This is a genomic window from Streptomyces dengpaensis, from assembly GCF_002946835.1.
GTDB classification, from domain to species: Bacteria; Actinomycetota; Actinomycetes; order Streptomycetales; family Streptomycetaceae; genus Streptomyces; species Streptomyces dengpaensis.
On sequence record NZ_CP026652.1, the window covers coordinates 4870459 to 4883542 of the forward strand.

General features: G+C 72.1%; 10 protein-coding genes. 4 read left to right on the plus strand and 6 right to left on the minus strand.

Features of this window, described 5'->3' with window-relative positions:
* Window positions 1-82 precede the first annotated feature (82 nt).
* The 3 genes from C4B68_RS22635 to C4B68_RS22645 all read right to left on the minus strand — a co-directional run bounded on the left by C4B68_RS22635 (window position 83) and on the right by C4B68_RS22645 (window position 3309).
* Complete coding sequence (locus C4B68_RS22635; protein ID WP_240634441.1) at window positions 83-1750, minus strand: transporter; 1668 nt, start codon at window positions 1748-1750, stop codon at window positions 83-85.
* Window positions 1747-2541: an ABC transporter ATP-binding protein gene (locus tag C4B68_RS22640; protein WP_099504069.1), complete on the minus strand. Its 795-nt coding sequence runs from the start codon at window positions 2539-2541 to the stop codon at window positions 1747-1749. The genes C4B68_RS22635 and C4B68_RS22640 overlap by 4 nt, the downstream gene beginning before the upstream one ends.
* A gap of 114 nt (window positions 2542-2655) precedes the next feature.
* Window positions 2656-3309: a bifunctional DNA primase/polymerase gene (locus C4B68_RS22645; protein ID WP_099504071.1), complete on the minus strand. Its 654-nt coding sequence runs from the start codon at window positions 3307-3309 to the stop codon at window positions 2656-2658.
* Window positions 3310-3672: 363 nt separating this feature from the next.
* Here C4B68_RS22645 and C4B68_RS22650 point away from each other — a divergent pair, with 363 nt between their 5' ends.
* Window positions 3673-5058: an NsdA family TPR-like regulatory protein gene (locus C4B68_RS22650; protein ID WP_099504073.1), complete on the plus strand. Its 1386-nt coding sequence runs from the start codon at window positions 3673-3675 to the stop codon at window positions 5056-5058.
* Between the two features lie 412 nt (window positions 5059-5470).
* Entirely contained in the window at window positions 5471-7261 is a 1791-nt protein-coding gene (locus C4B68_RS22655) for a hypothetical protein (protein WP_099504075.1), read from the plus strand.
* A gap of 238 nt (window positions 7262-7499) precedes the next feature.
* Here C4B68_RS22655 and C4B68_RS22660 read toward each other — a convergent pair whose 3' ends face one another.
* Window positions 7500-8798: an ABC transporter substrate-binding protein gene (locus C4B68_RS22660; protein ID WP_099504077.1), complete on the minus strand. Its 1299-nt coding sequence runs from the start codon at window positions 8796-8798 to the stop codon at window positions 7500-7502.
* A gap of 117 nt (window positions 8799-8915) precedes the next feature.
* Here C4B68_RS22660 and C4B68_RS22665 point away from each other — a divergent pair, with 117 nt between their 5' ends.
* Both C4B68_RS22665 and purU read left to right on the plus strand, forming a co-directional pair.
* A complete protein-coding gene (locus C4B68_RS22665) occupies window positions 8916-9416 on the plus strand; it encodes an SCO4402 family protein (RefSeq protein ID WP_099504079.1) in 501 nt (166 codons plus the stop codon).
* Window positions 9417-9649: 233 nt separating this feature from the next.
* On the plus strand, window positions 9650-10537 hold the full coding sequence (purU, locus tag C4B68_RS22670) for a formyltetrahydrofolate deformylase (protein ID WP_099504081.1): 888 nt from the start codon (window positions 9650-9652) through the stop codon (window positions 10535-10537).
* Between the two features lie 135 nt (window positions 10538-10672).
* Here purU and C4B68_RS22675 read toward each other — a convergent pair whose 3' ends face one another.
* Together C4B68_RS22675 and C4B68_RS22680 are read right to left on the minus strand one after the other, a co-directional pair.
* Window positions 10673-12157, minus strand: coding sequence for a zf-HC2 domain-containing protein (locus C4B68_RS22675; protein ID WP_373682247.1), 1485 nt, complete (start codon window positions 12155-12157; stop codon window positions 10673-10675).
* Window positions 12154-12735: a sigma-70 family RNA polymerase sigma factor gene (locus tag C4B68_RS22680; protein WP_099504083.1), complete on the minus strand. Its 582-nt coding sequence runs from the start codon at window positions 12733-12735 to the stop codon at window positions 12154-12156. The genes C4B68_RS22675 and C4B68_RS22680 overlap by 4 nt, the downstream gene beginning before the upstream one ends.
* Between the last annotated feature and the right edge of the window lie 349 nt (window positions 12736-13084).

The window sequence follows — 13084 nt, forward strand, 5'->3', positions numbered from 1 at the left end:
CCTGCGCCCACACGTGCCGCCTGGGGGTCCCCCACGCCCTTAAGGCAGTGGGGGAGGCACGACTGCCCGCAGGCTGGGCCAGTCAGCCCTTGCTCACCGCCGCCAGGATCTCCGGCAGCCGCCGAGCCGTCCGCGGTGCCGCCAGCCGTAGTCCGAGCACCGTGATCAGGGCCCCGTACCCCGCACCCAGCGGCAGCAGCAGCCACGTCCAGCTGTCCCCGTCGGCCGTGACGTTCAGCCAGATCGTGAGGGCGATGACCGGGGCGGCCAGCAGGGCCGCCGCGATCATGCCGCCGAAGATGGAGATCCAGGCGAGGCCGGCCTGACCGGGGGCCACGTTCTTGTAGCCCTCCTGCGGGATCGAGTACGCGAAGCGGGCCGACGACCAGGCGCCGGTGGCCAGCATCGCGCCGAGCAGCGCGAAGGAGAGGCCGAGCACCTCGGGCAGCCTGGGCCAGTCGCCGAGCATCGCGGTCGTCAGGACGGTCACGAGGGTCGCGTACGGCAGGGTGATCACCAGCAGTGCCAGGGCGCGCCCGCGCAGTTCGACGTACGCGTCGCGCGGGGACGAGATCGTCATCGCGACCATCCAGAACGCGGACGTGTCCTGCCCGAACTGGTTGTACATCTGGATCCCGAGCATCCCCGCCGCGAAGCACGCGAAGTAGATCGAGCCGGTGCCCTGAAGTGCGTTGAACACCGGCACGATCAGCCCGATGGCCAGCGATGTCACCCACGCGGCCTTGGTCTTCGGATCGCGCCACACATACCGCAGGCTGCGCTCCATGACGGTCCCGGTGCGCCCGGCGGGCAGCAGCCGCGCGAGCCCCGACGACCCCCGCTCGCGCGCGGCGGGCTCGGCGGCCTGCAGCGTCGACCCGTCCGGCGACGTCATCAGCCGGGTCAGATGCCGTGCCCACAGCGCCAGCAGCCCCGCCAAAGCGGCCACACTCAGCGCCAGTTGGACGGCCGCGACTCCGTACGCCCCCTCGCTCGCCGAATCCACCGCGTCGATCGCCGACGCGGGCGGCACCCAGCGCAGTACGTCCGCCGCCGGGTCGAGCTGGGAGAGGCCCCCCGCCGAACCGAGCCGCTGCGCACCGAAGTTGACCAGCTGCGCGCCGATCGCGATCACCAGGCCGCTCAGCACGGCCAGGTCGCGGCCCTTGCGGCTGGACAGCAGCCGGATGTTGGCGGCCGCGACGGCCCGTGCCAGGGCCACGCAGACGAGCAGGGTCAGGACCACGGCGACGACCGCGGTGACGTACGCCGCCGTTCCGCGCGCCACGGCGATGACCGAACCGAGGAGCAGGCACAGGGTGAACAGCGGCCCGATGCCCACCAACGAGGCCGCGAGCAGCGCCCGTACCAGCGGGCGCGGGCGCAGCGGCAGCATCACCAGGCGCGTCGGATCGAGCGTCTCGTCGCCGGCCGCGAAGAACAGCGGCATCACGGCCCAGCCGAGCGCGAGGATCGAAACGAGCAGCATGGCGATGGTGGTGGCGTGCGTGTTGCCGCGCAGCATGATCAGGCCGAGCAGCTGGAGGGCGGCGAACAGCAGGACGAAGACGACGGAGGTGATGTACGCGGCTCGCCGTCCGGCCGACTGCCGCAGCCCGTTGCGCAGCAACGACAGCTTCAGCCGTACGACGGTGGGGGTGATCGACGCGGCGGAGGCGCGGGTGGCGGTGGTGATCGTCGCGCCCGAGCCGGCGTTCGTGCTCGCGTTCGCGCTCGCGTTCGCGCTCATCGGGCGGCCCCGCCGCCCAGCCAGTCCAGGTCGGTTCCGGCGGAGCGGCCGTTCGCGCCGACCAGTTCCAGGAAGGCCTGTTGCAGCGAGGGTGCGCTGCCCCGCACCTCGGCGAGCGGGCCGTGTGCGCGGATGCGCCCGGCGGCCAGGACGGCGACCCAGTCGCAGAGTGACTCGACCAGTTCCATCACATGGGAGGAGAAGACGACCGTGGCGCCCGACGCGGTGTAGCGCTCCAGGACGCCGCGGATGGTCTGCGCGGAGACCGGGTCGACGCCCTCGAACGGCTCGTCGAGGAAGAGGACTTCGGGGTTGTGGAGGAGGGCGCAGGCCAGGCCGATCTTCTTGCGCATGCCCGTCGAGTAGTCGACGACGAGTTTGTGCTGGGCGCCCGCGAGGTCGAGGACGTCGAGGAGCTGGGTGGCGCGCTTGTCGACCTCGGCGCCGGGCAGACCGCGCAACCGGCCGGTGTACGCGAGCAGTTCGCGCCCCGAGAGTCGTTCGAAGAGCCGGAGTCCTTCCGGGAGGACTCCGATGCGTGCCTTCACCTCCACCGGGTCGCGCCACACGTCGTGGCCCACGACCTCGACGGTTCCCTGGTCGGGCCTGAGCAGCCCGGTCACCATCGAGAGTGTGGTGGTCTTTCCCGCCCCGTTCGGCCCGACGAGGCCGATGAACCGGCCCGCGGGCAGCTCCAGATCGATCCCGGCCACGGCGATCTGCTCCCCGAACCGCTTCCAGAGCCCCCGTACACGTACCGCGGCCACGGCCGCCTCTGTTCCCTCGGTCATGCAAGCACCATACGGGGGAGTAGCGTCCCTTCAGGGGCGCGGGGAACTGCGCGAGCAACCACGAAGAGGCCGCAGTCGCCGAACAACCGGACGGGGCAGGACGGAATGCGGCACCTACCGATCTCGCCCGCAGGCGTAGGCGAGCGGCGAGATGAGTTCCTCCGCATCCGGCAGCCACCGGTTCACGGCAGTCGGCCGGCAGGCCCACTGCACCGCGCCCCGCGAGCCGAACCGGGTCGGCGGGGCGGCGACGTACGCCCCCTCCCCGAGGGTGACGAGGTCGAGCGAGGCGGGCGGCCAGCCCAGCTTCCGTACGAGATCGGGGACCTTGGCGGTGGCGCCGGGGAGCACGAAGAAGTGCATGCGCCGGTCCGGGGTGCAGGAGACGGGGCCGAGGGTCAGCTCCATGCGGCGCATCCGGGCGAGGGCGAGACAGCCGGCCGTCTCGGGCACCTCGATCGCGTCGAACGTGCGCCCCGTGGGCAGCAGGATTGACGCGGAAGGCCGCTTCGACCACATACGGCGCGCGACGGTCGCGCTGCCCGTCGCCTGCGTCGGCCAGTCCTCGCGCGCCGGGTGCGCGCCGGGTGCGGCGCACACGGGCTCGCCGCAGGAGCAGCGCTGCACCCCGTCGACGGCTTCCAGCCAGGTGCCGGGGAGCACGTCCCAGTGGCGTTCCTCGGCGTAGCGCACGGCGGTTTCCTGCAGCGATTCGCCACGCTGCGTGGGGATCTGAGCGGTCTCGGTGCCTGCGATGGTCTCGTCCACGCTGAACTAAACTCCCGGGTCCACCTCGGGTTACGGGGGCCCGCCCGTCTCCCGCCACCACCCTTCCGGGGAAGGCCCTTTGGTCATGCTCCTTCCTTTTTGCGCGGGGGAGGAGCATCGATTTCCCATGTGGGGCGCATGGATGCACGTGTGGGGGCGCGCATGGGCAACGGCAGCGGGGGGTGGGTAACCAGGGGAGGGGTCGGGCAACCGCCTTTACCCCGGCAATCCTCACATGTCTCGCATCTTCGTTATGTCGGCGGGGCATTGATCTTCATGGCCGACTTCTTTCGGTGCGGTCGGCCACACGAAGACACATCAACTCGGTGCGTGGGCAGGCACCGCAGCCACAGGGGGTACGCCATGGCCGCCAGGCCTCTCGTCGCGCGGCAGCCGAACGAACGACTGCAGGCGCTCATCCAGGAAGCGGGCTGTTCGAACGCCGGGCTGGCCCGCCGGGTCAACATGTGCGGCGCGGAGCACGGTCTCGATCTGCGCTACGACAAGACGTCCGTGGCGCGCTGGCTGCGCGGACAGCAGCCACGCGGACGTGCTCCGGCGATCATCGCGGAGGCGCTCGGCCGCAAGCTGGGCCGTACGGTCACGATCGACGAGATCGGCATGGCCAACGGCAAGAACCTCGCATCCGGCGTCGGTCTCCAGTTCTCGCCGACCGTACTGGGGGCCATTGAGCAGGTGTGTGAGTTGTGGCGCAGCGATGTGGGGCGCCGTGACTTCCTGTCCGGCTCGTCCGTCGCCGCCTCCGCGCTCGTCGAGCCGAGCCGTGACTGGCTGATCTCCGCGCCGGACTCGCAGGTGGCGCGTTCGGCGGGGCCGCGCGTCGGGTCCTCGGACGTCGCGGCGGTCCGCGCGATGACGCAGGCGCTCGTCGACCTCGACCACCAGTACGGCAGCGGGCATGTGCGCCCGGTCGTCGTGCACTACCTGAACAGCGTGGTCTCCGGGCTGCTCGCGGGCTCCTACCGGGAGGCGGTCGGGCGCGAACTGTTCGCCGCCGTCTCGCGGTTGACGGAACTCGCTGGCTACATGGCCATCGACACCGGCCAGCCGGGGCTCGCCCAGCGCTACTACATCCAGGCGCTGCGGCTCGCGCAGGCAGCCGGGGACCGCGGGTACGGCGGATACGTGCTCGCCGCGTCGATGAGCCACCTGGCGGCGCAGCTCGGAAACCCGCGCGAGATCGCGCAGTTGGCGCGCGCGGCGCAGGAGGGGGCGCGCGGGCGGGTCACACCGCGGGCGGAGTCGATGTTCTACGCGGCGGAGGCGCGCGGGCACGCGCTGCTGGGCGACGCGCGCGCCGCCCAATTGGCGTCCGGGCGGGCGGTCACAGCCCTGGAGGGCGCCGACGCGGCGTCCGGAGACGACCCGGCGTGGATCGGGCACTTCGACGAGGCCTACTTGGCCGACGAACTGGCGCACTGCCACCGTGACCTGGGCCAGGCGGAGGCCGCCGCGCGGTGCGCGGAGGAGTCCCTCGCCGGACACCCGGAGTCGCGGGCCCGCCGCCGGGCGATCGGCTTCGTCCTGCTCGCCACGGCGCAGGTCCAGCAGCGCGAGGTGGAACAGGCCTGCCACACGGGCCTGCGCGCGGTGGAGCTGCTCGGCACCCTCCGCTCCAACCGCGGCGCCGAGTACCTCGACGACTTCCAGCAGCGGCTCGAGCCGTACCGGGAGGAGCCGGTGGTACGGGAGTTCGGGGCGCGGATGGAGCTGCAGGCGGCGGCGTGAGCGTGGGTGAAGGGACGCGGACCGACGTGGGGCGTGCGCGCCCCGCGTGCAGGTAATGCCTCACGCCCTGCGTGTGTGTGAGGCCTTGCACCCTGCGTGTGTCTGTGGCCTCGCGCCCCCGTGCAGGAAAGGCCGCGCGCCTCGCCCGAGTTCAGAATCACACGGCCGGCGTGAAGGCGCGGCCGCGCACCTCTGCCGTGCGCTGGTGAACGGATGGCGTGGGCGGGTGTGAACGCCGGGGAAACGTCCGCGCCGATAGAGGGAGGTGACATATACAGCGCGACGAGGGGCGGATTCGTTACCCATGTCACAGCGGCGGAGATCACGTCCAGCGCTGCGTGGCACCGGGTTGTGGGGACCCGGTAGCGTGAGCCGACGATTTCCCGAAGGTCCCCCATTCGTAGGAGTCCCGGTGACGCAGAGTGGACAGGGCGAGGAGCCCTCGGCGCGGCCCGCGCGCGAAGGCGTCGTGCTGCCCTCCGACGGCAGCGCGCCCCTGCTGCCGGGTATGACGGGCGACCGTACGACCCCGGCCGGCGGTCAGGCCTGGGGCCAGCCGTGGGGTCCCGACGGCCCTGACCAGCCGACCACCCCCGCCCCGGGGCCCGGTCAGGGCTGGGGAGCGCCGGGGAACGAGACCCAGGCGTGGGGGGCCACCGAGCCGCCCCAGTCCGCCCCCGTCCAGGACTGGGGCACCCACGACGCGTCCCAGGGCTGGGCGCCCCAGCAGCAGCCCGGCGCGCACGACCACCAGCAGCAGAGCTTCGCGCCGCAGCAGCCGCAGCAGTTGCAGCAGCCGCCGTCCGGCGCCGGTCCGCTGCCGCCCGAGGGCGCGCAGGCGACGTCCTACGGCGCGCAGAACGGTTACGCGCCCGGGGCGCAGGGCGCGCACGTGGGGGACGGGTACGGCGGGTACGCGGCCCCGGGCCAGCAGGCGCCGCAGTTCGCGCACCCCGGGAACGCCCTTCCGCAGGGAGCGGACGGGTACGGAGCCCCCGGAGCCCTGCCCGCTTCTTCCGCCTCGCCCTCCCTGCCGGCCGCCGCGCAGGCGGCGCCGCTGCCGCCCGCGGGTCTGCCGCTGCCGGCCGCCGCCGATGACGGCGCGACCCAGTACATCCCGCACATCCCGGCCGCCCCGGGCGCCGACGAGGGAGCCACTCAGTACATCCCGCCGGTGGGCCCGGGTGCGCTGCCGCCCGAGATGCCGGCGGAGGCGACCCAGTTCCTGGGACAGGCGCCGCAAGGCGGTGCCGCCGGACCGCTGCCCCCCACCGCGAACCCGGACGCCGAGGCGACGCAGTTCATGGCCCCCGTCCCCGCGCAGCCGGAAGGGGCGCCGTACGGGATACGGCCGGGTGCGCCGGAGGAGCGGCAGCCCCCGGCGGAGTTCGACAACCTGTTCCGCAGTGAGCCGGAGAGCCCCGGGGCGACGCAGCAGATGCCGCGCTTCGACCCGTCGGCGCCCCTGCACGGCGCGCACGCCCCCGCCGCATCCGGCGGCCGGGCCGCAGCACGGCGCGCCGGAGCGTTCGACGGCGAGCGTGGTGGCGGCGGACGCGGTGGCGGACGCGGTGGCCGCGGCGGCTCGCGCGTCCCGCTGATCGCGGCCGTCGGCGTCGGTATCGCTGTGCTCGGCATCGGCGCCGGCGCCCTGCTCAGCGGCGGCGGCACCGACGGCGAGGACGACAAGAGCAAGACGGTGTCGGCGACGAGCCCGGCCACGGAGTCGGCTTCAGCGTCCGCCGACCCGGTGAAGGCGCAGGCCGTCGCGCTGGACAAGCTCCTGGCGGACAGCAGCGACAGCCGCGACTCGGTGATCAAGGCCGTGGCGAACGTGAAGGTGTGCCAGAACCTGGACCAGGCGGCCAGTGATCTGCGCGACGCGGCCAAGCAGCGCGGCGAGCTGGTCACCCGGCTCTCCGCCCTCTCCGTCGACAAGCTGCCCAACCACGCCGCGCTGACCGCCGCGCTCACCAGCGGCTGGAAGGCCTCCCAGTCGGCCGACAACCACTACGCCGCCTGGGCCGACCAGACCGCCGACAAGAAGGGCTGCAGGAGGGGCCAGGCCCGCACCACCGCACAGACGCAGGCGGGCAACCGGGCCAGCGGCACCGCGTCCACGGAGAAGGAGAAGGCCGCGAAGCTGTGGAACTCCATCGCGTCGACGTACGGCCTGACGCAGCGGACGCGCACCCAGCTCTGACGGGTCCCGCTGGCCGGAACCGGGTCGCGCCGGTCTGAACCGGATCGCGCCGGTCTGAACCGGATCGCGCCGGTCTGAACCGGATCGCGCCGGTCTGAACCGGATCGCGCCGGTCTGAACCGGATCGCGCCGGTCTGAACCGGATCGCGCCGGTCTGAACCGGATCGCGCCGGTCTGAACCGGGTCCCGCCGGGCCCTCGGGGGAAGCCTCCCGGGGGCCCGGCGGTCCCGCCGTACCTCAGCCCGCGTTCTCCAGCGTCTTCGACACATTGACGAACCCACGCCGCGCCGACGACACCAGCTGACCCTCGCGTACGACCTGGAAGGTCACGTGGGCGTTGACGAGGCGCGGGAAGTCGACGGCCGCGATCATGTCCTCGAAGCGCCAGCTGAGCGTCGGGGTGAGCCCGCCCGTGGTCACCTTGAGGCCGTCGTCGAGGGCGCGCTGGATCGAGCGCGCGGTCACCTCACCGTCGCCGAGCGACTCGACGACCGTCTTCAGCACGGTGTACCCGATCCAGGTGGTCTGCACTCCGGCGTCCGTCGGGTCGATCCGGTTGTCGCCGAAGGCCTGCTCATTGATCACCTTGCGCATCGGCTTCCAGCGCGCGTCGTTCGCGTTGGGATACCAGCCGGTGACGTAGGAGCCCTCGTACGGGCTCGACTTTCCGCCGGTGGCGTCGAGGACCGACTGGTCGATGCTGCCGAGCACGGTGCCTGTGCGCACCGCCGGGTAGTCCTCGCGGTCGCGCCGGAAGGAGTCCATGAAGGTGTCGGTGCGGTCGCCGAGCGCGGGCACCACGCAGCCCCGCTGGGACGGGTCGACGGTCGTGCTCTCGAGCGCCTGCTGCGTCTGCCGCGAGTACTCGGTCGCGTCCTCGGCGGCCCGCTGGTCCGAGGCGGCCTCGTGGCCCCTCGACCTCAGGCCGGAGTCGAGCAGTTTGGGGAGTTCGTCGCCGGCCGTGGTGTCGGGGCGTATGAGCGCGACCGGGCCGCAGTCCTTGCCGAGCTGTTCGCCGAGGCCGGCCAGCAGCGCGGGCTCGCCACCGTTGATGGGGTAGGAGAGGGGGCTGCTGAACTCGTCGTCGGTGACGCCGTAGCCGCCGATGTACGGAATGCCCGCGCTTTCCAGCGGGGCGAGGAACGAGCGGCCGTGCTGGCTGTAAGAGCCGACGACGGCGACGGCGTCCGCGTCGACGGCGCGCTGGGCGCAGCGCGCGGCGTCCACGGAGTCGTTGTGGTCGTTGCAGGTGATGACCTTGAGCTCGTGTCCGTTGATGCCGCCGTGGGCGTTGACCCAGCGGGCGTAGGCCTGTGCCATCGCGGGCATGCCGGGCTTGTTGGTCGCGCCCGTGTTCTCGGGCGCCCAGGTCATGATGGTGATGGGGTCGTCCTCGGGGCCCCCCGTGCCAGGGATGACCCCGCATCCGACGGCCATCGACACACACGCCGCCAACGCGCCCACGGACAGCAACGTGGCCTTGACGGGCCTGGGGAGGACGGGTGTGCTGGTGCGGGTACGTCGCCTGCCGGTCATGGACACGCACGATTCCCTCACATCACTAACCCGGGTGTGATCCGTGGTCAATGGAAGGTGACGTAGAGATGAATTACGGGGGCCGATGATTGGATTTTCGGTGAGAACGTACGATCGGTGACCGTGCAACGTTCGGAGAACTCTTCCCGTCGCGGCCGTCGCTCATCCACCATGGGCGGCATGCCACTCAACGACATGCCGTGGTGGCGCTGGCGCAGCAATGTGCGCTCCGCGCTGCACATGCTCGCCGACCCCGCCTTCCAACGTGATGTCTGGCTCGCCGGGATCGACGGGTACGGGGACGTCACCGACGCCGTGTACCGCCTTGTCGAGGACACCTGGCTGGACAGCTGGTCCGCCGAGAAATACGTCGGCACGATCTTCCGGGACTCCCAGGAGGCGGCCCTCGTCGACACCGCCGTACTGCGCGTCCTGCGGATCATGCACCAGGTCGGGCCCGACGCACCCGTCTCCGCCTACCTCGACCACCACGGGTGGCCGGAGGCCGTCCGCGCCGCGCGCGACGCGCATGTGCGCCTGGCGGGGAGCGACGGGGAGGACCCGGACGCCCCGCCGCGCACGCTCGAGGTGCTGCGGATCCTGACGCGGTCGGCGTAGGGACTCCGGAACTCCCGAACGCCCGGACGCCCGGGGATGCCGCGCAGGCGTTCCGGAGACGGGCGAGGCCGTGCGGTGTGGCGGACGGGGCTGTCCGGGAGGCGGGCGAGGCGGTGCGGTGTGGCGGGCCGGGCTGTCCGGGAGACAGCCAGAGCCGTGCGGGTGGCGGGCAGGGCGTCCGTGTGGAGGGTCAGCCGTCCGTCCCGGACGGCTGATATGGGACCCTGTCCTGCATGAATGAGCAGTCCGTCCGCGGGGCCGCCGCACCTGCCGCCGAGCAGTACGTCCTGACGATCTCCTGCCCGGACAAGCCGGGAATCGTGCACGCCGTGTCGAGCTACCTCTTCATGACCGGCTGCAACATCGAGGACAGTCAGCAGTTCGGCGACCACGACACGGGACTGTTCTTCATGCGGGTCCACTTCTCGGCGGAGGCGCCGGTGACCGTGGACAAGCTGCGCGCAAGCTTCGCGGCGGTCGGTGACTCCTTCCACATGGACTGGCAGATCCACCGGGCCGAAGAGAAGATGCGCGTCGTGCTGATGGTCAGCAAGTTCGGCCACTGCCTGAACGACCTGCTCTTCCGCGCCCGTATCGGCGCCCTGCCGGTCGAGATCGCCGCCGTGGTTTCCAACCACACGGACTTCGCCGAGCTCGTGGCGTCGTATGACATTCCCTTCCACCACATCCCGGTGACGAAGGACACCAAGGCGGAGGCCGAGGCGCAGCTCCTGGAGCTGGTCCGGGGTGAGAACGTCGAGCTGGTCGTCCTTGCCCGCTACATGCAGGTGCTGTCGGACGACCTGTGCAAGCAGCTCAGTGGCCGCATCATCAACATCCACCACTCCTTCCTGCCGAGCTTCAAGGGCGCGAAGCCGTACCACCAGGCGCACGACCGGGGTGTGAAGCTCATCGGTGCCACCGCGCACTACGTCACCGCCGACCTCGACGAGGGCCCGATCATCGAGCAGGAGGTCGAGCGGGTCGGCCACGGCGTAACCCCCGACCAGCTGGTCGCCATCGGCCGCGATGTCGAGTGCCAGGCCCTGGCCCGCGCGGTGAAGTGGCACGCGGAGCGCCGCATCCTGCTGAACGGACGCCGAACGGTGATCTTCGCGTAGAGGGCGCTCCTTCAGCCCGACGGGCAAAAATCAGCCCCTCCGGCGTTTGAGGAGCGGGGTCTGGGGCGGAGCCCCCAGGTACGGGACGGGCAGGGGCGGAGGGGGCGAAAAAGCTCGGCAGCCCCCGCCCACCACCTACATCCGGCTCAAAGACGCCGCAGCGAACAGCACATCCCGGATCGCCTCACGGTCGCCGTCCTGCCCGGCGGCGGCCTCCTCGGGCGAGACATGCCCGGCGGCCAGCCGGCAGAACTCGACCCCGTCCAGCGCGACATGCGCCACCTCATGCTCGGCGGCCCCCACCGCCCCGGGAGAGTCGAGCGGGATCAGCCACTCCCCACCCCCGAACCCCTCGATCTCCAGCCGCAGGCTCCGCCCCGGCTCCCCCGCCTCGACGAGATGCTGGTGGGCCGGGGCGGACGACAACCCCGCCCGGCGCCGCTCGGCGAGCGACCCGGGCAGCATCCGAGCGGCCAGGTCGATCATCCGGTGCAGATGCCGCGGCGCGGGCGGCTCGTACGGATAGTCCACGGCGTCCGCGATGTCCCCCGCGTGCACCCAGCACTCGAAGGCCCGGTCCAGCATCGCGTCGCTGAGCGGCAGCTCGAAGCCGCCGTACGGCACGGCCAGCCGCCCGGAACCTCCCCCACGCTCGGCTTCGCTCGCGCGGGAGGTGCCCCCAACCGCGAACGACACCGTACGGACGAGGTTGTGGCTCTGCTCCCGCCAGGGCCCGCGCACGGACCGCGTCGGCGGGAAGTGCGACGCACGCCAGAACGCCTCCGTGCGGCCCGCGGGGGTCGCGTCCTCGGCGGCGGCCGCGGCCGGGCCGAGCGGGTCCTCCAGGCCCAGCGCCACGGCGACGAGACCGTCGACGCTCAGCAGATGGGCGATGACCCCGGCGACCGTCGTACGACGGCTCACGGGCCCGTCGCCCATGAACCAGCGCAGCCGCACGGGCGCGTGCCACTCGGCGCCGCCTACGTCCTGCAGCAGAGCGTCGAGCCGCGCGACCTCCGCGTCGTACGGAGTCGCCCACTCGGGCACCGGGATGCGCGGCGGGCGCCGGTCGAGGCAGCCCTGCAGGACCCGTGTGCGCAGCGTCGGGTCGAGGTCGAGGCTCTCGGCCGGGTGCAGCAGTCCCACCGCCTCGCGCAGCCGCAGTGCCTCGTCCGCACACGAGCCGCACTCCCCGAGGTGCTCCTCGACGGCCGCCGTCTCCTCCGTCGAGCAGGCGGCCAGCGCCCACGCGCCGAGCAGCGACTTCAGTACGGGGTGCTCGAGGACGACCGGCGCGGGCTCGGCAGCGGCGGCCGACGCCGGCGTGAGCGCGGCGGCAGGCTCGGGCAGCGGCAGCCCGCCGTCTTCGACGGAGGAACGCGGCAGCGGTATACGCGGGGGCGGCCCCGAGTCCTCACCGTCACCGCGAGCTGACCCGCCGGGGCCCTGAGGTCCCTGGGGTCCTTGAGACCCCCGCGACCCGTCACCCCCACCGGCGGCGCCCCCGCCCGCCCTTACACCGGCCTGTCCCTCGTACCCCTCATGCCTGTCCTGCCCGTCATGCCCGCCAGGCCCCTCACCCTCGCCGAACGCCTCGAACCGGTCCGCGCCTCCGTTCACCGAGCACCCCCGTATTCGGGCGGAGCGCCGGTGGTGCCGGTGTCATGGGCGGTGGACAGGAGCTGGAGGCCGAGGCGGAGCCGGCGGCGGGCCTCGTCCTCGGTGACGCCGAGGTCGGCGGCGGCCTGGCGGTAGTCACGGCGCTCGAAGTACGCGAGCTCAAGGGCGGCGCGCAGTGGGGCCGGCATGGACGTGACGATGTAGTCGGCGCGGGCGGCGACGGACGCGCTGCGCACCTTGCGCTCCAGCTCCTCGGTGGTGCCCCGGCCGCCCCGGGCGAGCGCGGCGGTCTCGGTCGCGCGCAGCCGCTGCACGGCGAGGCTGTGGGTCAGCGTGGCGACCCAGGAACGCATCGGGCCCTGTTTGGGGTCGTACGCGTCGGGGTTCTCCCAGATGTGGGCGAACACCTCGCGTGTGATGCCGTCCGCGGCCTGCTCGTCCCCGAGTACGCGGTGGGCGAGGCCGTGCACGAGCGAAGCGAACCGGTCGTAGAACTCACCGAGCGCGGCCGCCTCCCCGCGTGCGAGCCGTTGCTGCATCTTGCGGTCCCAGCGGGGCGGTGCGTCCTTCTTCGCCATGCGGCCCCCTCGCCCTGGTCGTGCCCGGCGCCTGTCCCAGTTCAGCTTGTGTGCCCTGCTGTCTCGAATGTAGTCGGCACGTCCGACAGCACACGCCCCTTTACTTCAATGCGCGCCCCTGAACGGCCCGTAGATGCTGAAAGTCAGCCGCTCTTACTCATCGAATCCGATCGAACCAGACCGTAGGCGTCCGAAATAGATCGCTCGCTCCGCGTTTTCGACCGTACACAGACGTTTCTTCCTTCGCGGACCGGTGTTTCATGGGACGACGGCGGGGCAGCCGCGCTGAAGGGAAGCGTAGGAACTGCTTCCGCTTTGGATGGGCGAGGCGAGCGAGAGGCGTTGTGGT